The organism is Mycolicibacterium fallax (assembly GCF_010726955.1).
Lineage (GTDB): Bacteria > Actinomycetota > Actinomycetes > Mycobacteriales > Mycobacteriaceae > Mycobacterium > Mycobacterium fallax.
The window spans coordinates 1,861,795-1,882,395 of the sequence record NZ_AP022603.1 but is presented as its reverse complement, the minus strand read 5'-3'; the positions used below and the strand labels follow the sequence as shown (position 1 = coordinate 1,882,395).

Annotated in this window: 16 protein-coding genes; 8 read left to right on the top strand and 8 right to left on the bottom strand. The window is 70.9% G+C overall.

What is annotated here, in order from left to right; genetic code table 11:
* Nucleotides 1-55: 55 nt before the first annotated feature.
* Complete coding sequence (locus G6N10_RS08890; protein WP_133055158.1) at nt 56-499, top strand: hypothetical protein; 444 nt, start codon at nt 56-58, stop codon at nt 497-499.
* A gap of 80 nt (nt 500-579) precedes the next feature.
* On the opposite strand, the gene G6N10_RS08885 is transcribed toward G6N10_RS08890, so the two are convergent.
* Entirely contained in the window at nt 580-954 is a 375-nt protein-coding gene (locus tag G6N10_RS08885; protein ID WP_085097567.1) for a DUF7715 family protein, read from the bottom strand.
* A gap of 106 nt (nt 955-1,060) precedes the next feature.
* Here G6N10_RS08885 and G6N10_RS08880 point away from each other — a divergent pair, with 106 nt between their 5' ends.
* Nucleotides 1,061-1,468 (top strand): dihydrofolate reductase family protein, encoded by a 408-nt coding sequence (locus G6N10_RS08880; protein ID WP_085097569.1) that lies wholly within the window; start codon nt 1,061-1,063, stop codon nt 1,466-1,468.
* Nucleotides 1,465-2,124: a sensor domain-containing protein gene (locus tag G6N10_RS08875; RefSeq protein ID WP_085097572.1), complete on the top strand. Its 660-nt coding sequence runs from the start codon at nt 1,465-1,467 to the stop codon at nt 2,122-2,124. The genes G6N10_RS08880 and G6N10_RS08875 overlap by 4 nt, the downstream gene beginning before the upstream one ends.
* A 364-nt stretch (nt 2,125-2,488) precedes the next feature.
* Here the strand turns inward: G6N10_RS08875 and G6N10_RS08870 are convergent, their stop codons facing one another.
* On the bottom strand, nt 2,489-3,274 hold the full coding sequence (locus G6N10_RS08870) for an arginase family protein (protein WP_234810598.1): 786 nt from the start codon (nt 3,272-3,274) through the stop codon (nt 2,489-2,491).
* 524 nt (nt 3,275-3,798) lie between these two features.
* Here G6N10_RS08870 and G6N10_RS08865 point away from each other — a divergent pair.
* The 4 genes from G6N10_RS08865 (at nt 3,799) to G6N10_RS08850 (ending at nt 8,140) form a co-directional block, all read left to right on the top strand.
* Complete coding sequence (locus G6N10_RS08865; protein ID WP_234810599.1) at nt 3,799-4,533, top strand: hypothetical protein; 735 nt, start codon at nt 3,799-3,801, stop codon at nt 4,531-4,533.
* 73 nt (nt 4,534-4,606) lie between these two features.
* Nucleotides 4,607-4,876 (top strand): DUF7218 family protein, encoded by a 270-nt coding sequence (locus G6N10_RS08860; protein ID WP_085097584.1) that lies wholly within the window; start codon nt 4,607-4,609, stop codon nt 4,874-4,876.
* A 152-nt stretch (nt 4,877-5,028) separates the two neighbouring features.
* Nucleotides 5,029-6,477 carry an SDR family NAD(P)-dependent oxidoreductase gene (locus tag G6N10_RS08855; RefSeq protein ID WP_085097588.1) on the top strand — a complete coding sequence of 483 codons (1,449 nt, stop codon included), beginning with the start codon at nt 5,029-5,031 and terminating at the stop codon, nt 6,475-6,477.
* A gap of 37 nt (nt 6,478-6,514) precedes the next feature.
* Complete coding sequence (locus tag G6N10_RS08850) at nt 6,515-8,140, top strand: FAD-binding protein (RefSeq protein ID WP_085097591.1); 1,626 nt, start codon at nt 6,515-6,517, stop codon at nt 8,138-8,140.
* Here the strand turns inward: G6N10_RS08850 and G6N10_RS08845 are convergent.
* The 6 genes from G6N10_RS08845 to G6N10_RS08820 form a co-directional block, all read right to left on the bottom strand.
* Nucleotides 8,137-9,150 carry a phosphotransferase family protein gene (locus tag G6N10_RS08845; protein WP_109750553.1) on the bottom strand — a complete coding sequence of 338 codons (1,014 nt, stop codon included), beginning with the start codon at nt 9,148-9,150 and terminating at the stop codon, nt 8,137-8,139. The two genes, G6N10_RS08850 and G6N10_RS08845, sit on opposite strands and share 4 nt — an antisense overlap.
* Nucleotides 9,151-9,230: 80 nt before the next feature.
* Nucleotides 9,231-12,383 carry a bifunctional cytochrome P450/NADPH--P450 reductase gene (locus tag G6N10_RS08840; RefSeq protein WP_085097594.1) on the bottom strand — a complete coding sequence of 1,051 codons (3,153 nt, stop codon included), beginning with the start codon at nt 12,381-12,383 and terminating at the stop codon, nt 9,231-9,233.
* 62 nt (nt 12,384-12,445) lie between these two features.
* Entirely contained in the window at nt 12,446-14,314 is a 1,869-nt protein-coding gene (locus tag G6N10_RS08835) for a hypothetical protein (RefSeq protein ID WP_085097597.1), read from the bottom strand.
* A 38-nt stretch (nt 14,315-14,352) separates the two neighbouring features.
* Nucleotides 14,353-17,727, bottom strand: coding sequence for an ATP-binding protein (locus tag G6N10_RS08830; RefSeq protein ID WP_085097600.1), 3,375 nt, complete (start codon nt 17,725-17,727; stop codon nt 14,353-14,355).
* Nucleotides 17,720-18,445, bottom strand: coding sequence for a DUF4194 domain-containing protein (locus G6N10_RS08825; protein ID WP_085097603.1), 726 nt, complete (start codon nt 18,443-18,445; stop codon nt 17,720-17,722). The genes G6N10_RS08830 and G6N10_RS08825 overlap by 8 nt, the downstream gene beginning before the upstream one ends.
* Nucleotides 18,442-19,998, bottom strand: a complete 1,557-nt coding sequence (locus tag G6N10_RS08820) for a DUF3375 domain-containing protein (RefSeq protein ID WP_085097607.1) — start codon at nt 19,996-19,998, stop codon at nt 18,442-18,444. The genes G6N10_RS08825 and G6N10_RS08820 overlap by 4 nt, the downstream gene beginning before the upstream one ends.
* A 108-nt stretch (nt 19,999-20,106) precedes the next feature.
* Between G6N10_RS08820 and G6N10_RS08815 the strand changes: the two genes are divergently transcribed.
* Nucleotides 20,107-20,529: a hypothetical protein gene (locus G6N10_RS08815; RefSeq protein WP_085097610.1), complete on the top strand. Its 423-nt coding sequence runs from the start codon at nt 20,107-20,109 to the stop codon at nt 20,527-20,529.
* Nucleotides 20,530-20,601 lie beyond the last annotated feature (72 nt).

Below are 20,601 nucleotides of genomic sequence, written 5' to 3'. Positions count from 1 at the left end.
CCGACCGGAGTGACATACCGCGCTTCGATGACAATCGGGACGAAGGGGGAGATCAGTGGCCGACGAGTTTGTCCACCGCGACGAAATTCTGGGGTTTCTGCGACGCGCAAATTGCCACTACGGCAACACGGTGCGCGACCAGGAAGAAGGGCTGAGCGAGAAAGAAGCCGCGCTGAAGCGCAAGGTTCAGCCGGACCGCATTAGCGAGTTGCGGGGCGAAGTCCGCCACGTCGTGGATGGTCGACTCTCGAACGGCTCGCGCCAAGCCGACTACGAGCAGGCCGTGCTGCGCGCCCTGCTGCACTTTCCCGCAGAGCTGTCCGGCGGCCTGCGCCAGTACATCGACAGCCGGCTGGCGCGGATCAAGGCGGAGCACCGGCCGAATCAGCTGTTTGAGCCGCTTCGCTGCGATGGGCGAAGCCGTCGACCGTCCAAGCAACCCGAGGCGCGCAACGTCTGCGCGCAATGCCACCAGGAGCACGCCGGCGAGTGCTGGTGAGGCCGGCAATCCGGTCGCCCGGACTCTGTCTTAGCAGCGGTTCTGGGCCGCGCGGGGGCGCACCCAGGCGCCCGTGAACCTCACGCGGCCCGCGGCCGAAACTGATCAAAACTGCGCTCGATGACCGTCCCGACGGAAAACACCGACGCGATGATCAAGTTGTCGTCGACCACGTCTTCGGCCCATTCCACCGGCCAGCCGCCGTCGTCCAGGCTCATCCGCATGGCGTCGATGAGCTCGGCGCGGGTCAGCGGCAGGTCGGCCACCTGCGCCGTGGTCGTGGCCCGGTGGGACGCGGCGCCGGCGAAACCCCGGCTGCAGCCGCATTCGTCGTTGGGGTCGCGTCGGTCCCGATCGCACGGGTCCTGGACCCAGACGGGCTCCCCGCTGACGCAGTAGCAGTAGTCGTTGCTGCGGGCGCCCTGGGTCAGTGCTGTTGCGACGAGGATCTTCATGGCACACCTCCTGGTTGGTGCCGAGATTACGACCGGGCACCGACAGCTTTCCTGCGCTGATCTGGGCACCCCGGTGTGACGTCCCGCCGGGGTACTTTCGAGAGATATGGGCCGGATCATCTATGACGCCGCGACAACGCTGAACGGGTGGATCGCCGACGAGAACCATTCCCTGGACTGGCTGTTCGCCGTCGAGGGCGGCGCCGCGCCCACACCGGAGCAGTACCCGGCCGACGCCGCAGTGCTGGTCGAGGGATCCCACACCTACGAGTGGGTGCTGCGCAACGAGAACCTGATCGCCGAACCGGCCAAGTGGCAGAGGCTCTTTGGCGACAAGCCCACCTTCGTGTTCACCTCCCGCGAGCTGCCGGTGCCCGACGGCGCCGACGTGCGGCTGATCTGTGGCGAGGTGACCGACGCGCTGCCGGCCCTCCCCGCGGCCGCCGGTGCCGGCGACATCTGGGTGATCGGCGTCGGCGACCCCGGCCAGCGCGCCATAGGCTCGAGACCATGACCGCGAACCGGACACCGCGGACGGCGATGATCGCCGCTGCGCTCGCCCTGACGATGTGCGGCTGCACGCGGGTCGTCGACAGCGGCGAACCCAGCACAGTGCCCAGCCCGGCGTCGACGGCGGCGCCGATTTCCGAACTTCAGGTCAACGACCTGCTCAGCAAGCGGGCCGGCCACGGCGACGGCGACCTGTTCTCCGTCGTCGACCCCGAGCGGTGCGCCGGGGCCGCCCGGGAAGTGGACCCGCCGCTGCTGCAGTCACTCGGGCCGCTGACCTCCACCGGCGGACACTGGATGACCGAGGTGGGCCGCACCGTCGTCGAGGAGATGGTGGCCGTCTATCCGTCGGGCTTCGACCCGGTCGCCGCGATGCGCAGCACCCGGGCGACCATCGAGTCGTGCGTGGGGACCACGATCACCGTCACCACGCTCGACGGCGACGTCGACCCCTTCGAGGTGCAGGCCGGCGCCGAGTCACCGACCGCGGTGCTGTGGGCGCTGCGCAATCCGGACTGGAACTGCGACAACGCGTTCGTGGCCGCCCACAACGCGGCGATCGAGATCACCACCTGCAGCAGGTCCGGTGGCCACGACGTCGCGGCGCTCGCCGAGCAGGCCCGCCAGCGCATCGAGGCGCTGGCCAACGTCGTCGCGTAGCTCCTCGGGCGGGCACGTCGGGTGTCGCCGATGGCCCGGACCGGCCGGCGTGTGGTGACCGCCGCGCTCTCATCCACGGACATCGGTTGGTTGGCGGCGGTTGCTCCGAGCGCAGGGCTCTCCGATATGCAGCGAGCGATCCTGAACGCCGGCCTTGCTGTCACCGACGGCCGAGGGGCCTCAATGCGCTCGTTCGGGTCGGCCGACTCTCCAGTGAGGGAGGGCGGGGCCGTCGAAACACGCGGTATCGACGGTCTGGCCAAGGTCGGTAGGGCGACGTGAAGGCCTCTGACCGCTCAAACTATGAATCATCGCTCAAACTATGAATCACACTGTGACACTGTGACGAGAACGGGCTGCCAGACTATAAATCGTCTCGGGCCGTCCTTGCGGAGAGTAGCGGGAAGCCGGTCAGGAGCTGTTGCAAGTGCATCACCTGTCGGGGGATGAACTCCGCGATGGTGAGCCCGACGATGTCCACGGCCCCCTCGACGTCCTTGACGATGCGCCGCGCCTGGGCGCTGGTGAGCCCGTCCGGTTCGATACCAAGCGCGAGCACGACCTCGTTGCTGTCGATTGCGTCAAGGTCGAAGTGAACGGCCACCCGCGAGCAGCCGGTGGCCGCGAGCCAGTTGAGCAGGGGCTCAGTGGACGTGCGAAGCTCGTCGGGGCCGAATGAGCGGATGCCCCATTCGGCCACGTTCGGGAAGTCGTCCTCGGTCCAGGAGTGCAGCCCCACGAGGGCGACCCGGTCCGGCGAGACGTTCGCCGGGAGCAGTTCCTGTACATCGGAGTCGCCGTGGCCGGTGAGCGTGGCAACGGCCATCGCGTGGTAGCCCGGGTACTCACTTTTCGGGGTGCCGATGTCGGGGTGCGCGTCGATCCAGACGACCGCCAGGTCGTCGCCGTAGCGGCAGGCGAGCTCGGTGAACGGTGCCACGCTCACCGAACACTCGCCGCCCAAGGTCGTGATTCGCGCCGGGTCCTGCTCGCGGATGACTCTGAGGGCGCCTGCGAGCTGGTCCAAGATGACCGCCTTGGCCTCGACACCGCCGTGCTCCTCAAGGCCTTGGTCGGACAGTGTGACCGGCGCGGTCGCGGTAGGCCCGTCGTGCGGCGGCAACACCGCTTCGAGGATGGCCGTGCCCACGCTGTACCCGCGGCGGGCGACATCGAGGGGAAATTCGGGTGCGAACGCCTGGACGCTGGATTTGCCCGCGCCCTGCCACTGGGGCCAGATGAGGCGGAGGTGGACGTCGTCGTGGTCAGAGTCTCCGGTCGGCGACGGATCGAGGCAGGTTATGGAGTCTCCTTGGGTGTCTCGGCAGGCTGGCATGCTACGCCGCGACGTCCGAGTGCGTACCGGATGTGGGTGCACGCGAACCACTCCGCGCTTCGCGTGCACCGAAAGTGACAGCACCGTAGGCAATTTCAGAGCGTGGCAACAGGTGGCGCGCGGTGCTGGAATCGGTTGACGGGCTGGCTCCGGCCTGCACGTGATCGCCCGCTTGGGTGCCGAACTCGGCGTCGTCGAGGAGCTGGCCGGCGTGGGAATGTCACGACCGCCGCCGGCTGTCGGAGTCCGCCGATAGCATCCAGGCAGACCGCTGCTGGGGGAGCGCGGGAAAGGGGGCAAGGGTGGCCGAGGGGTCCAAGAGCGGCTGCGGAGGCAGCGTGTTGTTTTCCCTCGTCGTGGTGGTGACGGTGATCAGCGCCATCCCGAAGGAGATCTGGATCATGATCGGCATCGGCGTCGGCATGGCCCTGCTGGCGTGGGCCGCCCACGGCATCGCCAAGGCCGTCGAGAAGAACAAGCTGGAGACCGCCGAACGCCAACGCCGGCAGCGGGCCGCCGAAGCGGCCGAGGCGAGGCGACAGCGGATCGCGTTGCTCGGGGACAAGAACGCGGCGCGGGTCGATTCCGCGCAGAGCGCGGCGCGCCAACTCGCCGGCACCGAGGCGGCCCGGGTGGGCTGGCTCGGCGACGTCGACTTCAGCGCCGACATCGCCGCGATCACCGAGAATTTCCGCAAGGCGCACGCCCTGCGCAGCGTGATCGACGAACTGTCGGCCCTGGACAACCCCAGCGCCGAGGATCGCCGGATCCTCGCCGAGGCGAACGCGACGGCCGAGGCCCTGGAATCGGCGGCCACCGAGCGCGTGAAACTCATTCGCAAATGCGCGAGCGAGGCCCACGGCATCGACGAATCGCTGCGCCAGGAGCGCGCCGACGCCCGCACCGCCGAGCAGCGCGCCGAGTTGCACGGCAGGCTCAGCGGGCTGCTCTACGGGATCGAGTCCACCCCGGCGATTCCGGAGCTCGACTCGGGCACCGACCGGGTGATGGCCCGCGTCGCGGCCTTCCGGGAGATCAAGGCCCAGATCCAGGCGGCCCGCGACGACGGCTGACCCGGTGGTGTGAAGCCGCGGGGGTCTGGGTATCCGGCCGACAGCGATGATCGCACCAGCGGAAGGATTGACCATGCCCAAGCGTGATCCCGGGCCCAGCGTCAAGGACAAGAAGCTCTACGAGGAACTCCGCGACGAAGGCGCCTCCAAGCAGAAGGCGGCGCGCATCGCCAATGCCGCCGCGAAATCCGGCCGCAGCGTCGTCGGCCGGCGCGGCGGTTCGTCGCCGTCGTACGAGGACTGGAACGTCACCGATCTGCGCAAGCGGGCCCGCGAGATCGGCATCGACGGGCGGTCGTCAATGAAGAAGGACGAGTTGATCGACGCGCTGCGCCAGCACTGAGCGGTGCGGCCGGTTGCCGCACCGAACCCGCTGGCGACCGGTACCGAAGGCCCGAGCACAAGCCGCCGACGCCGGCTCACCCCGACGCGGGTCTCCGAGTGTCGGGGACCGCGCATTCCCGGTGTCCGGCCCGATCCCCGTACCCTGCGACGGTGACCGAGATCGATCCCGAGGACCTGCAGACCTGCCTGCGGGTGCTGGCCGAGGTGACCGCGCTGCCGCCCGAACATCCCGACGCGCTCAGCGTGCGCCGGGCCACCGCGGGCCTGTTCAAGGCGGTCAAGCGGGCGCGGCGGCACGCCAAGCGCGACGCCATCGCCGCCGCCGACCGCGCCGTCGTCGCCGCCACCGCCACCGGTGCACCCGGCCGGATCGACGACGAAACCCAGGGCCTGCCGCTGGTGTCCACCGCGGTCGGCGCCAGCGCCGGCACCCTGCTGCGCTCGCGCCCCTGCTACATCTGCAAGCAGCACTACACCGTCGTCGACGCGTTCTACCACCAGCTGTGCCCGGACTGCGCGGCGATCAACCGGGCCAAGCGCGACGCCCGCGCCGATCTGACCGGGCGGACCGCGCTGCTGACCGGCGGGCGGGCCAAGATCGGCATGTACATCGCGCTGCGGCTGCTGCGCGACGGCGCGCACACCACCATCACCACCCGTTTCCCCAACGACGCGGTGCGCCGGTTCGCCGCGATGGAGGACAGCGCCGACTGGCTGCACCGGCTGCGGGTGGTGGGCATCGACCTGCGCGACCCGGCCCAGGTGGTCGCCCTGGCCGACGAGGTCGCCGGCCGCGGGCCGCTGGACATCCTGATCAACAACGCCGCGCAGACGGTCCGCCGCCCGCCCGGCTCCTACGCCGCGCTGGTGGAGGCCGAACGCACCCCGCCTCCGGAGCTGGTGGACGTCATCACCTTCGACCACGTCAGCGACGCCCACCCGCACGCCCTGGCCGGCAGCCTGGGCGAGCACCCGGCCCCGCACGCCCTGACCGGTGATCATCTGGAGCCGGAAGCCCTGACCGAACTGTCGCTGACGGCCCGCAGCGCCTCCCCGGAGCGGATCGCCGCCGGGCTCGCGATCGACGCCGGCGGCCTGCTGCCCGACACCGCCTCGATCAACAGCTGGACCCAGCGGGTGCACGAGGTCGACGCGATGGAACTGCTGGAGGTGCAGCTGTGCAACCAGACCGCGCCGTTCATTCTGGTGAGCCGGCTGCGTCCGGCGCTGGCCGCGGCGGCGGCCCGGCGTAAGTACGTCGTCAACGTCTCGGCGATGGAGGGCCAGTTCGGCCGCGGCTACAAGGGGCCCGGGCATCCGCACACCAACATGGCCAAGGCCGCGCTGAACATGCTGACCCGCACCAGCGCGGCGGAGATGCTCAGCTCCGACGGCATTCTGATGACCGCGGTGGACACCGGCTGGATCACCGACGAGCGCCCGCACCCGACCAAGCTGCGGCTGGCCGAGGAGGGCTTCCACGCGCCGCTGGACCTGGTCGACGGCGCCGCCCGGGTGTACGACCCGATCGTGCGCGGCGAACTCGGCGAGGACCTGTTCGGCTGCTTCCTGAAGGACTACGCGCCCAGCCCGTGGTGACCGCCGGCCGAACCGGCGACGGCTACCATCGGCAGCCGTGAGCGAAACTGCAAGCGCGGTCGGCGGGTCGGGGACACCCGACGGGGAACTGAGCACCGAGGTCCTGGTCGTCGGATTCGGCGCGGCAGGGGCCAGCGCGGCGCTGGAGGCCCGGGCCGCCGGCGCCGAGGTGCTGGTCGTCGACCGGTTCAACGGCGGCGGCGCGACGGCGATCTCCGGCGGCATCATCTACGCCGGCGCCGGCACCTCCGTGCAGCGCGCCGCCGGCGTGCAGGACACCGCCGAGGGCATGCTGACCTACCTGCGGGCCGAGGTCGGCGACGCGGTGCGCCCCGAGACGCTGCAGCGCTTCGTGGACACCAGCCCGGCGATGATCGACTGGCTCAGCGAGCACGGCGTGCCGTTCGATGCGTCGGTCTGCCCGTACAAGACGTCGTATCCGAACAACCGCTACTACCTGTACTACTCGGGCAGCGAGGCCTCCGGGGCGTTCCGGGACCTGACCCCGCCGGTGCAGCGCGGGCACCGGGCCAAGGGCCGCGGCGCCTCCGGCAAGAAGGTCTTCGGCCCGCTGGCCGCCTCGGTGCAGCGCTCCGGTGCCCGAATTCGGTTGCACACCAGGGTGACCGGGCTGATCGTCGAGGACGGCCGGGTGGTCGGCGCCGAGGCGGTGACGCTGGCCGACGCGCCCGCGCGGATCAGCCGCCGGTTCGCGAGGATGGCGGCGCTGGCCGCCAAGCCCGGCATCTACTACCCGCCGATGCGGCGGGTGCTGGAGTCCCGGATGGCGCGCCTGGAGGCCAAGTTCGGCCGGCGGATCCGGATCCGCGCGAGCAAGGGCGTGATCCTGTCCGCCGGCGGCTACATCGCCAACACCGAGATGATCGCCACCCACGCACCGCAATTCGCCGGCGGCCTGGCGCTCGGCACCACCGGCGACGACGGCGCCGCCATCGCGATGGCCGTCGCGGCCGGCGGGGTCACCGACCACCTCGACGACGTGTCCGCCTGGCGGTTCATCACCCCGCCGAGCGCCTTCTTCGGGGCGATCGTGGTCGACGAGCAGGGCAACCGGATGATCGACGAAAGCCGCTACGGTGCGGCGCTGGGCCGCACCCTGGTCCGCGACCACGACGGCCGCGGCTGGATCCTGGCCGACGCCGCGACCATGCGCACCGCGGCCCGGCAGTTGCCGCGCGAATCGCTGTGGTTCCAGCTGGTGCTGACCCTGGGCCTGGTCTCCGCCGGGCGGGTCCGGGGCAAGACCCTGGCCGAGGTCGCGGGCAAGGCCGGCATCGACGCGGCCGGACTGACCGCGACCGTCGCCGCCCACAACGCGGCGCTGGCGCAGGGCAACCCCGACCCGATGGGCAAACCGGCCGACTTCACCCGGGTGATCGGCGACGGCCCGTACACCCTGCTCGACATCTCGGTGCGGCCCAGCGTCATCTACCCGTGCCCGATGTTCACCCTCGGCGGGGTGCGGGTCGACGAGGAGACCGGCGAGGTCACCACCGCCGACGGCGCGCCGATCCGCGGGCTGTACGCGGCCGGGCGCACCGCCGTCGGGATCTGCGCCAACTCCTACGTCAGCGGGCTGTCGATCTCGGACTGCGTGTTCTCCGGGCGGCGGGCCGGGGCGCACGCCGCCGCGCAGCCCTAGGCCGCGGCGGCGCGTTCGATCAGCGCTTCCCATTCCGGCACAACGATGTTGGCGGTGTCGATGGTCTCCACCGGGACACCCCAGCTCAGCATCGCCCGGGTGCCGGTCACGCACAACACGGTGGCGCCGAACGCCGTCCAGTAGTCGCGCTGCGGCACCGAGCGGCCGGTGAGCTGTTCCCAGCGGTCCCAGGTCTGCTGCGGCGACGGGATTCCGGTCGCCGGGCGATCGGTCAGCAGGCGGGTGAACGACTCCTGCATCAGGCAGTACCCGATGTCGGCGGCGGGGTTACCGATGTAGGCCACCTCGAAGTCCACCAGCGTGGTGACCCGGTTGCCGTCGAGCAGCGCATTGCCCAGCCGCGCATCGCCCATGCACAGTGCCGGCTGCTCGTCGGCATCCTCGGGAAGGTTGTCGCGCAGCCAGTCGATCGCCGCGAGCTGGCGCGGCACCCGGTCCGCGGGCGCGGCATCGAGCAGGGAGCCGCGCCAGTAGTCCAGGACACCAGCGGGTCCGGGGGTGTCGTAGTGCGCGGGAATGTCGTTGGGCGGCACCGCGTGCAGGGCCGCCAGGGTGTCCAGGAAGGACCACCACACCGCCTGCTGGACCGCGGCGTCCTCGTCGCGGAACCAGCCGTCGCCGTGGAAGCTGGCCGGAGTCGACTCTGGGACGGTGCGGCCCGCGATGCGCTCCATCACAAAGCACGGCCGGCCGACCGCCGCGTCGGCGTCGTCGATGGCGACCACCGCGGGCAGCGGGGCGCCAACCCGGTTGGCCGCGGCGAAGATTCGGCCCTCCCGGGAGGCCCGGCAGTCATAGACCAGCCCGGTGTCCGAGGTGGTCTTGAGCACCAGCATCCCCGGCCCGGCGGAGGTCCGGAAATCCAGTTGCCAGGCGCCGCTGGAGTTGCCGCCGCCCATCCGGGTCACCGTCAGGCCGGTGATGGTCGGGTCGACCTCGGCGCCGAGCCAGCGCTGCAGTCGGGCGGTGTCGAATTCGTCGGCGCTCACTGGGCGCCCAGGCTGATCAGGACCATCAGGTCACCGTAGCCGCACCGGCACACCGTCACCGGATGATTCGGGGGGGACGCTCAGCCGGCCCAGACGTCCTCGACGTAGCGGTCGGCGGCCACCAGCGACTCCAGCCAATCCCGGGCGGCGTCCTCGTCGGCGCCGGTGCGCGCCCGGTAGATGTCGCGGAACGCCGTCCGCACCGCCGGGGCCATCCGGGCCCCGTCGCCGCAGACGTACACGTGGGTGTCCCGGGCGGGGTCGCCGAGCAACTCCCACACCTCGTCGGCCTCGGCGGCGATCCGGTCCTGCACGTAACGCACCCCGTTCTGCGGGGCTCGGGAGAACGCCGGGCGCATCCGGATCAGGCCAAAGTGCTCGGCCATCTCGAAGGTGTCGCGGAAGATATAGTCGACGTCGGGATCGCGAACACCGAAGAAGCACAACGCCGGTGCGTAGGGTTGGCGATTTTGCCGGGCGGCCAGCCGGTCGCCGAGGAAACCGCAGAACGGGGCGACGCCGGTACCGGCGCTGACCAGGATCACGTTGCGCTGCGGTTCCGCGCCGGCCCGGAACGCCTGGCGCGCCGGGTCGATCCGGGCCCGGATCTGCGCGCCGGGCGGCAGGTCGGCCAGATGGTTGGAGGCCACCCCCTTGAACAGGCCGTGGCCCGAGCGCGCCGGGGTGTCCAGCACGCTGACCACCAGCGCCACCTCCCGCGGGGACAGCCGCGAGGACGATGCGATCGAATAGTGCCGCGGGGTCATCGGTTCCAGCAGCTCCAGCAGGTCCGCGCCGGTCAGCGCGCACGCCGGGAACTCCTGCAGGCACTCCAGCGTGCTGAGTTCGCAGGCCGCCGGGCCGTCGGCGAGCTCGGTGAGCCGCTGCCGTTCGGGCGGGCACGGGTTGGCCGCGGCCAGCCGGCGCAGCTGGCTCGGCGTCGCGGGCTTGCGCAGTTCGACGAAGTGGGTCAACAGTTCTCGCACACTGACCTCGCGGTCCAGTGCGATCACCCGGCGCGAGGTGCGCCGCGGGTTGATCGACAACCGCAACTCCGGATCGATGTCGAGCAGCTCGAGGGCGGCGTCGACGGCCTCGGGCGGATTGTCGGCGAGCACCGTCAGGTGATCACCGGTGCGGTATTCGACGCCCTCGGGAAGGCTCACCCGCACATAGCGTTTGGCCTGTCCGACGGAGTCCTGCGCGGCGACCAGTTCGTCGTTGAGCACCACCTCCATCGGCTGCACCCGGAACCGGGCGTCGATGGCGGCGGTGACCGGCCCGGTGATGGTGCGCAGGTCGTAGAGCGGTTCGTTCTCGTCGCTTCGGGGGACCGCGTCGGGGTCACCGAAGCCGGCCGACAGGGCGCCGGCCAGCGCGGTGCTGAACTCCTCGACGGCGCCGGTGAGATCCCCGGAGGTGTCCGCCGAGGCTCGCGGCAGCAGCATCCGGGCGCCGAGGGCGCTCAGTTGCTCCTCGAACCGGATCGGCACGGACTGGTAGGTGTCGGCCCAGTTGTGGTCCCCCACACCGAGGATCGCGAACTGGGTCTGCGCCGGCACGGCGGCGTCGGCGCCCAGCAGCCAGTCCTGAAACGCGCGGGCGTCATCGGTCGGTTGCCCGTTGTACGACGAAGCCACGATCAGCACCACGTCGGCCGCCGGGAAGCCGCCGGCCGCGTCGTCGAGCGCACCGACCGTCGCGGCGCAGCCCAGGTCGGTGATCTCCTCGGCCAGCAGCGCGGCCAGTGTGCGGCAGGTACCCAGGTTTGAGCCGTGCAGAACCGCGACGGCGGTTCCGGCCCGCACCGGTGTCACCGCGCCCGCCCCGGCGCCGGTCGCCGGGGCCGCTGCGGCCTCGACCGGGACTCGACGGTCCTGCGGGGTGCGGCGGGCCAGGTCCAGCTCGAAGCCGACCGGCCGGTGGCTGATCGCGCTTTCGGACTGCAGCACATAGTGGTCCGAGTCGATCAGCCGGTACCGGTGCACCACCCGGGCGATCAGCATGGCGGCCTCGTGCAGCGCGAACTGGCGCCCGATGCAGGACCGCTCGCCGGTGCCGAACGGTTTGAACAGCGCGGTGGGTCGGGCGGCGACCCGGTCCGGCTCGAACCGGTCCGGGTCGAAGAACTCGACGTTGTCGCCCCACTGCGGCTGGCGGTGCAGCGCCCCGGTCAGCACCGTGACGGCCTCGCCCCGGCGCACCGGGTACCGGTCGCCGATCACGGTGTCCTCCAGCGCCATTCGGTCGAAACCCAGCACCGGGGGAGACAGTCGCAGCGTTTCGCTGATCACCTGGCTCAGGTAGCCGAGCTTGCCGATGTCGTCGTAGCTCGGCAGATAGTCGTCGTCGGGGCCGAAGACCGCGTCGACCTCGCGGCGCACCCGGTTGAGCACCGCCGGATGACGGACCAGGTTGTACATCACCGAGGGCATCAGCTCGGAGGTGGTCAACTGGCCCGCGATCAGGAACGTCATGATCTGGTTGACGACGTTGTCGGCCTCGAGCACCGGTGTGCCGTCGGCGTCCTCGGCCAGCATCAGCGAGAGCAGGTCGTCGCCGCGGCCGTCGGCGCGGTGCTCGGCGATCATCTCGGCGAAGTAGCGGTGCAACCTGTCCCGGTCGCGCTCGAAATCCGCTGTGACGCCGTTGTTCACCGACTCGATCAGCGCGTCGGTGAAACACCGGGGGATCGGCGCCAGGCCGTCGTGGGCGTAGGAGTCGAAGCGGGCGCCGAACCCGGCCAGCCCGACGGTGTCCATCGCGAGTTTCTGCAGATCCCCGGAGACGTCGACGCGGTGCTGGCCCACGGCGGCATCCCAGCGGGCGATCAGCTGGGCATTGATGTCGAGCATCGCGCCGTGATAGTTGCGCAGCCCGGCATAGCTGAAGCCGGGCAGCAGCACGTCGTGCGCCTTGCGCCAATTCGGTTCACCGTAGAAGGCGGTGAACAGCCCGTCGCCGGCCAGCGGACGCACCCGCACCAGTGTCCCGGTCAGGTTCTTGGCGAACCGGCTCTCGTCGCACACCTCGGCCACCAACTCCAGCGAGCACACATACAGCTTGCGGGGCCCGTTGTAGTCGGCGTAGAAGATCGGGCCGTGCAGCTCGCCGAGGATGTCCACCGGGATCGCGTACGGCCGGCCGAGCAGGGCGTCGGGGCCGGGCAGCGTGCCCGTCGCCGACGGCACGTCGTCGAGCAGCGGTGGTGGCGACGTCGTGAATTCCGGCATGCGCGCAGCCTAGTCCGGCCTGCTGAATCGGCCGGGCTGCACCGATCCGCGGCCGGCCTCGATCAGCCGAGGCCGCGGTTGGCGATCCAACTGCGGTGGCGCATGGCCGCCTTGCGGGCCTGTTTCGCCAGCTTCGCGTCGGGCAGATGCCGGCCCAGGATGTCGAGCACCTCGGCGGTTTCCGGCGCCCGGTGCCGCCAAAAGAACTCCAGGGCGTCCTCGGGGTGGTGGCCGGCGAGAAACAGCCGGCACAGTTCGTCGGGTTCGTCGACGAGCAGCGACAGCATGTCGAGCAGCACCGCGGGCGTGATGAACCCGCTGACGCTGTCGGCGTCGGCCAGGCCCTCCTCGAGCAACCAGATCGCCGCATGCCCGGCCGCGGTGCTGTCGAGCAGTTGCCGCATCTGTGACTCGGCCACCGCGGTATCGAACATGCCGAGCAGGCGCAAGCCGACGAGCCGGGTGTGCGCGTCGTCGGCCTCGGCGATCAGCGCCGAGACCAGCGCCGCGCGCTCGGTCGCCGTCAGCGCGGGGCGCCACTGCTGCAGCAGCGCCGAATGCTGTTCGTGCGGCACGTCCGCCATGACGTCGATCAGATCTGCCAGCTCAAGGTCGGTGACGTCCTCGGCGCTGCGCAACTCGATGCCCGCCGCCGGCAGCAGCGGGGGCAGGGCGTGCCGGCCGAGCGCCGTCATGGTGATGGTGCCGCCGGTGTCGTAGGCCGGTCCCCATTTGCTTTGCGTCTGCGTTCGATCCGTCCAGGCCACCGCGCCGGTCAGCGCCAGGACGCTCACGATCCGGCTCAGGTCGCGGGCCAGCCCGCCCTCGTACTGGTAGTACTCGGCCGTATAGCCGTCGAGCTGTTGAGACAGCATGTGCTGATGCAGCTCGAGCAGCTTGTCGAATGGCAGTGCCAGTCCCGGATCCAGCAGCCGGGACAGCCAATGCGGGACCCCGTCGTCGAGAAAGTCGTGCATCTCGCCGTAGAAACCGGTCGCATGCGAATTCATTGACATCACACCGTATTCGAGCACCGTGTCAAAGAGCTTGGACGCGGCGTCGACGGGGGCGCGCCGGGCCCACGCCTTGACCGGGACGAGCCGGTTGTTGACCACGCGGACCGCGCCTGCGGCGTCGGCGACGGCCAGCAGATAACTGAGGTAACTCAGGTCCGCGGTCGAGCGGGTGCGGTAGATACGATCGCCGAACGCCGGATCCATTTCGTCGCCGGTGTCCAGGATCTCGACCAGCGCCCGCCCGTCGGCGAGTTTCAGGTTGCCCTTGGCGGTCAGGGTCTTGCCGTTCTCGCCGAGATAGTCGCGCAGCGCCTGGATCCGCGCGGGCAGCTCGGCCGATGCGGCGGCGGCGGCCACCTCTGCCTCCGGCGGCGGCACATGCAAAAACGGCAGCTCCAGCGCAGCCGGCGGAGCGTCGAAGAACGCGTCGGTCGCGGCCCGGCGCTGCTCCAGGGGCAGCGCATTGTGCTCCTCGACGCGGCGCGCCAGTGCGGCCCGCAGTTCGTCCTCGGACATCGACTCGGCGCCCACGATGCCGGCGAACAGGGTCTTGCTCATGCCCCAATTGCTCGGGTCGGCCATCGCGGCCTGCATGGCGTCGGCCAGGTCGAGGGTGACTCGCGCCAGCGGCGCGGCGCGGCGCGGCAACCGCCGGGTCTCAGCCAGGAAGTCGATGAAGTCGGCCAGGGCGCCGCAGATCTGGGCCGATTCCTCCGGGGCGGCGGACAGATGCCGCGGGCACCAGCGCAGCAGAAATTCCCGCAGGTGCTCCTCGCCGAGGGACGACAGGTCACCGCGGCCGGCGCCGTCCCACCAACTCAGGAAGGTGTCGACGCTGTTCACAACGTTGTCGGCGTCGGGAGTTCGGTGAGCATCGACCCAGCGGGCGAACTCGTCAAGCAGGTCGGCGGCCATCGGATCATTGTCCCGCAGCGCTGCGGCGCACTTGCGGCCTACACCCCCGCCGGCACCCGCTCGGCCGCGGTCATCTCCTGGCGCAGCGTGGTGAACTCCGAGATCGTCTTGGTCACCACCGAGGCCACCGGGCGGGCGTTGCGGCCCTGGCCGCCGCGCTTGGACACCATCACCACCGAGTCGATGTAGGGCTGGATGGTGGTGGCGTTCTGCACGGTCGCGACGATCACCAGCTGGAAGCCGAACTTCCGGAACGCCTGCAGCGCCTGCTGGGCGAACTGCGGATCGGACTTGGAGAACGCCTCATCGAGCATCAACTGGGCGAACACCGGCCGATTGGCCTGCTCCCCGTCGGCGCTGCCGGGCGCGGCCAGGTTGAAGCTCAGCGCCCCGGCCAGGCAGAACGCCATCAGCTTCTCCTGCTCGCCGCCGGAGTTGTCCCCGGCGTTGCTGTGCGTGCGGATCAGCTCGTCGCTGCGCGCGTCCCACTCCGCGCAGTCGAAGGCGAACCGGTTGCGCACATCCAGGGCGTCGCGGGTCCAGGCCCGGTCCTCCGGGGCGGTGGAGGCCAACCGGTTGCGCAGCCGCAGGATGTCGGCGTACTGGTCCAGGATCGCCTGCTTGTCGCCGAGCCCGACCTCCGCGATGCGCCGCGAGATGGCCCGCACGATGTCGGTCAGCTCGGCCACCGCGGTGAGCGGGCGCGGGGTGGCCCGCAGGGTCAGCCGGGTGCCGGAGTTGAACTCCACCGCCCCCAGGCCGGTGTTCACCCGGGCGATCTGGTCGCTGATCCGGCGGGCCTCCTGCTCGGCGACCCGGTGCAGCGTCAGGATCGCGTCGGGCGCCTGCTCGGTCACCAGCCGCATCATCCGCTCGTAGGCCTCGGGCAGTTCCCGCTCGTCGATGTGCCGGCACAGCGCGACATAGTCGTGCACCCGCTCGTCGAACACGTCGCTGTCGTTGGGGATCGCGTCGGGGAAGGCGGTGTCGAAGGTGGCCAGGATGCGGGCCAGCTCGTCGTAGGACCGACGGCGACTGTCCCGCAACTGATCGCGCTCCCGGCGGATCGCGCCGAACAGCGCCTCGCGGTGCGGCTCGGGGCTGAGCAGCTCCAGCGACACCGGCAGCTCGGCGGCGTAGCGGTGCAGCAGTTCGGTCAGCGGCTCGGAGACGAACGCCGGGCTCAGCCGATCCTGCAGCTCCAGCAGCCGGGTGCGGCGCTGGTCGAGATCGTCGCGGCGGGTGGCGATCGCCCCGCGGCGGGTCATCAGGGTCTGGATCTCGGTCCAGCATTCCTCGGCGCGGGCCGACAGCGCCTCAATGTCGGGGTGATCGGCCAGCAGAATCTCGAACTGCTCGCGCAGCCGGTCGGCGTGCTGGTCGGCGGTCTCGACGTCGACGTGATTCCACTGCGGGAACTGCTCGCAGATCGCCTTGCCGGCGCCGGCCCGGTCGCGCCATTGCTGCCGCTGCGCGGCGATGTCGTCGGCGGCCCGGCGGGCCTGCTGATAGGACTGCTCGGCGTTGGCCAGCTCGACGGTCAGCGCGTCGATCTTGGCGGCCACCTCGCCCTGGTAGATGTACTCCGAGGGCCGCAGCGGACGGCGGTCGTCCTTGATCGCCAGCCGCTCGGAGTCCTTGTGCAGGCCGGTGTCGGTGACCGCGCGGCGGAACCGGACGAAGACGTCCGGGCTGTCGACGCAGATGTGGTCGCCGGCCGCGGCGATGATGTCGGCGGCCTCGGCCGCGCACGGATGGCCGGGGTCGACGACAAACAGCTTGCCGGCCAACGTTTTCGGCTCGGCCTCGGCCGGGTCCGCGCCGACCAGCGAGGCCCGCACGTGGTGCAGTTGCAGCCGGCCGCGCATGTTCGTCTCGTTGACGAACCGCAGCACCGCGCCGTAATGCTTATCGGGCACCAGCAGCCGCAGCCCCACCCCGCGCAGCACCTTCTCCACCGCGACCCGCCACCGGTTCTGCTCCGGTCGCAGGTCCAGCAACTCGGCGACATAGGGCAGCTCGGCGGGATCGAGCCCGACGGCGGCGCAGATGTGGTCGCGCACGGTGATCGCCGACTCCGGCAGCGCAGACCCGACCTGCTCGACGCGCGCGAGTTCCTTGGCGGCCTGGTCGCGGGCCAGCCGGGCCGACTTCTGGGTGTACTCGGCGTCGGTGGAGGCCTCCCGGCCGCGGTCCAGCCGGGCCAGCAGCTCGGTGGCCTGGCCGGCGAGTTCCTCGCGCAGGTTCCAGAACTGCTCGGCGGTCTCGGGGACGTCGAGCTGCTGCGCGGCCAGCAGGGTCTCGTACCCGGCGCGGCGGCGGGACACCTCCTCGGCGGCGGCCTCGGCGGCGGCCACCTGCGACTGCAGCGGCCCGATGCTGGAGCTGGACCCGCTGATCTGCCCGTTGAGCGAATCCGCCTCGGCCTTGGCCAGATTCAGCGCCCGGGTGATGTCCTCGTACTCGTTGCCGAGCTGGTCGATGGTCTGATCCAGCGAGGCGATCTGCCCCGGGCAGGACGCCAGCCGCAGGTGATCGGTGTAGGCCCGCACCATCGGGGCGTCCACCAGGTCGATGATGCCCAGGTCCGAGGACTCCGAGGCGTAGCGCTGCTGGATCTTCTCGATGTCGCCGAGGATCTTGCGCTTGCGCTGCGCGACGGCCAGCAGCTCGCGGGCCTCCACCAGCGGGTCGATCTGCTTGAGCGCCTCGGGCAGCCGGGCCAGGCTTTCGGGCTCGTCGAGCATGAAGTCGCGGACGAACTGCTCCAGTCCGCCCACCGACTTGAGCGATTTGGCCTTGCCGAGCAGCTGCTGGGCGGCATCGGAGCCGCGGATGCCGATGGTGGCGTACAACTGGGCCAGGTACTGCGACTCCACCTTGGTGGAGAACCGCCAGTCGTCGTCCTTGAACACCGGGGCGGCGAAACGTGCTGCCGCCCAACGGTTGCAGACGTCCTCGATGTCCCGGTCGCCGTCGGCGAGCACGAACCGGCTCGAGGAGTCGGTGCGCGATTCGCCGGTCAGCCATTTGAGCACCAGCCCGGTGACGGCCCGGCCGCTGTCCCCGGTGTAGGTCACCGCCACCGCCGACCAGGCGGTGCCCTCGCCGCGCAGGTACATCACCTTGGCGGTGCCGCCGTCGCTGCGCTGGCCCCAGGCACCGCGCACGTACTTGTCGACGGTGCGCCGCCCGGCACTGGAGCCGGCCGCGGTGTGATCGCCGGAGGCGTTGAAGTTGCGCCGGTTGAACGGCAGGAAGCCCAGCGAAATCGCATCGAGCAGTGAGGATTTGCCGCTGCCGGAGGCGCCCGCGATCAGCGCGCCGCCGGCGCTGAAGCCGATGTCGTGGTAGCCGTCGAACACCCCCCAGTTGATGATCTGCAGCCGGGACAGGTGGAACTGTTCAGACATCGAGTTCGGCTTCCTCGTCGGTGGGCGCGCCGGCGGAATCGACCGGCGTGCCGCCCAGCAGCGCCTCGAACTGCTGCTGCAGCTCGCTGATCACCGAGGCCGTCAGCACCGCGGAGATGACCGGGCTGACGGTGTAGCTGTCCTCGTCGTCGCGGCTGCGGCGCAGGATCTCCAACGACGTCAGCCGGGCGATCGCGGCGTCGATGCGGGCGGTGAACGCCACCGCGTCGCGGTCCACCTCGTTGAGCACCCCGGCGAACAGCCCGTGCATTTCGTCGCGGCTGATCACCACGTTCTGATCGCCGGCCGCGCGCATGAACTGGGCCAGGTGCAGCGCCAGGATGGAGTCGTAGGTGCCCAGTGGTTCGCGGCGCAGCAGCTTGACCCCGCGGGCGGACTCGTAGCGGGCCTGCTCGACGAACGCGACGCCGCCGCCCTCGACGATGCCGTCGGCGACCCGCAGCATCAGGTCCAGCTCGGAGAGCCGCACGGTGAGCTGCGGGCGGTACTCCAGCACCCAGCCGTACAGGTCCCGGTCGGTCTCGGCGGAGATGTAGCGCCGGGCCAGCAGGTGCTGCAGCGCCCAGCAGGCCCGGTCCGGCAGCTCGGAGACGTCGCCCTCGAACCGCGGTCGCCGCCGCGCCGGGGTGCGGGCACTCTGGTCGACCTCGGGCAGCGCGGCCAGCGCGGCGTAGTCGGTGTCCGGTTCCAGGGTCACGGTGCGGCTCCCAGCAGCGTCGAGATCGGTTCGGTGAACAGCAGCCGGGGCACGTCCATCAGCCGGTCGCCGCCGTCGAGGGAGCGGAACCGCACCCGGGCCGATTCGGGGGCGACCGGGTCGGCGCCGGGCTGCGCCAGCGCCCAGGACCACAGCACGATCACGTGACCCAGGTAGGCCGACTCCAGCCGCTCGACGGCATCGGGCAGCGACAACGGGCCGTCGGCCAGCGCGTCGTTGATCATCGCCGACATCGCCGGTGCGTCGACCTGGCTGGTCAGCGCGGAGAACCCGGACAGATCCAGGTCGGCCTCGGCGGCCAGCGCGGGCTGCGGCTGCGACAGCTCGCCGATCCGGAAGCTCAGTGCCCCAACGGAACTGATGGTGTGCCGGGCCAGCGGCAGATCGAGGTCCAGCCGCGAGTCGGTCAGCGAGGCGCGCAGCAGATTGCGGGCGGCGCCGATCGCCTCGTTGAGCTGACGGGCCACCCCGCGGCTCTGCTCCAGGGTGCCGAATGCGGTGAACCGCTTGACCCGCTGAGCGCAGCGCTGCTGGATGCGTTCCACCTCGTCGATCTGGTGGCCGACCAGTTCGAAGAACCCGGCCATCACGGTGCGCAGCTCCGGGTCCAGGGCGGGCAGCGCCGCGGCGACGGCGGCCACGTCGGCCTCGAACTCCGCGCGCTGATCCGGGTCGTTGATCATCCGCAGGAACGCCCGGTGACTGTCGCGGCCCTGCGAATCCCAGGCCGCCTGGTAGTCGGCGTACATCTGGCGCTGGCGGTCGCGGTATTCGGTGTTGGTGTCGATCGGCTCGTCCAGCGCGGCGGTGGCGGCCTCGATCATCGCCCCGTACTGGCCGATGTCGGTGATCAGCCGCTCCATCTGCAGCGCGATGGCGCGGGCCTCGTCGTAGGAGTCGGTGAGCTCGGCGTCGGTGGCGGCGGGGCCGGCGGCGGGCCGGTCGGCCAGCGCGTCGAGCTCGGCGTGCAGGGCGGCGATCTCGGCCTCGATGCCGGCGCGAAGCCGATCCGGGTCGGTGCCGACCCGCAGCGCGACCTGCTTGAGCCGGGCCGCGATACCGCCGATCGAGCCGCCGGTGGCGATGGTGTCCCCGCGCCGCAGCCCGCGCAGGAAATCCAGCGCGCGGCGGGCGTCCTGGGTCAGGTAGCACAGGTTGCGCTCGTGGCCGGCCCGGCTGTCGGCGACCCGGTGCAGCCAGCCCTGGCTGGCCCACGTCTTGATCAGCGACAGCCCGGACTGGCCGTCGGGATGCCCCAGCTCGGCCAGGTCGCGCTCCAGGGCGACGACGAGCTCGGTCTCGGCCATCACCCCGGCGGTCAGGTGCCGCTCCATCAGGGTGGCGTACAGGCCGAGATTCAGGGTGGCCAGCAGTCGCAGCGCGGGGGAGCCCTGGATGTCGCGGTACTGCTCGACCAGTTCGGTGACCGGGGTCACGGCGGCGGACGCCGCGGTACCGGGGTGATCCACGAGCCGCTCCCTTCTGCGCCGCGTCGATGTCGGACGGTCCAAGATAGGGCACCGGGCCGACATCGCCCGAGCCGCGGGTGGGCCGCCCCGGCGTGTCGGATCACAGCCGTCGCACCCGTCCCTGCAGCCCCGCGAAGGTTTGGCCGGCCGCGGCGGGGGAACCCCAGTGCAATGAACATTTCCAGCGTTCGCAGCATGACCGCCGCCGGGGTGGTGGTGGCGGCGATTCTCACCGCATTCCTGGCGCTGCCGGCGTCGTGGTTCCTGGACCGGCCGATGATGCTGTGGCTTTCGGCGCTGATTCTGGTGGCACCGGCGGCGCTGATCCTGGTCACCACCAGCGCGGCCTACTACGGCAGTTCCCGGAGCATCGCGATAGCGGCGCTGGTGCTGGCCCCGACCGCCGTGCTGACCTACCTTGCCGCGACGTTCGCCGCCGCGGAGGCGCTGGCCGGCTCGGTCGGCCCGGTCGCCGCAATGCTGCTGCTGCTGGGCGCCCCTGCGCTGTCGGTCCTGCTGTTCGGCTTCGCCGCGATGCGCCTGGGCGGCGACGACGGTCGGCGGGCCACCCATCGCGGTCCGGCCCCGACCTGAGGGCCGCGGGTGCCGCGGGTGCCGGGCCGCTCACTGCCCAGCGCGCACCCTGGTACGCGACGCGCCGAAAAT

What these genes read in the sequence shown, in the direction of transcription:
- G6N10_RS08835 (WP_085097597.1), bottom strand. Translation starts at nt 14,314, where the DNA reads ATGGCCGCCGACCTGCTTGACGAGTTCGCCCGCTGGGTCGATGCTCAC.
- G6N10_RS08815 (WP_085097610.1), top strand. Translation starts at nt 20,107, where the DNA reads ATGAACATTTCCAGCGTTCGCAGCATGACCGCCGCCGGGGTGGTGGTG.
- G6N10_RS08840 (WP_085097594.1), bottom strand. Translation starts at nt 12,383, where the DNA reads ATGCCGGAATTCACGACGTCGCCACCACCGCTGCTCGACGACGTGCCG.
- G6N10_RS08820 (WP_085097607.1), bottom strand. Translation starts at nt 19,998, where the DNA reads ATGTCGGCCCGGTGCCCTATCTTGGACCGTCCGACATCGACGCGGCGC.
- G6N10_RS08875 (WP_085097572.1), top strand. Translation starts at nt 1,465, where the DNA reads ATGACCGCGAACCGGACACCGCGGACGGCGATGATCGCCGCTGCGCTC.
- G6N10_RS08830 (WP_085097600.1), bottom strand. Translation starts at nt 17,727, where the DNA reads ATGTCTGAACAGTTCCACCTGTCCCGGCTGCAGATCATCAACTGGGGG.
- G6N10_RS08880 (WP_085097569.1), top strand. Translation starts at nt 1,061, where the DNA reads ATGGGCCGGATCATCTATGACGCCGCGACAACGCTGAACGGGTGGATC.
- G6N10_RS08885 (WP_085097567.1), bottom strand. Translation starts at nt 954, where the DNA reads ATGAAGATCCTCGTCGCAACAGCACTGACCCAGGGCGCCCGCAGCAAC.
- G6N10_RS08860 (WP_085097584.1), top strand. Translation starts at nt 4,607, where the DNA reads ATGCCCAAGCGTGATCCCGGGCCCAGCGTCAAGGACAAGAAGCTCTAC.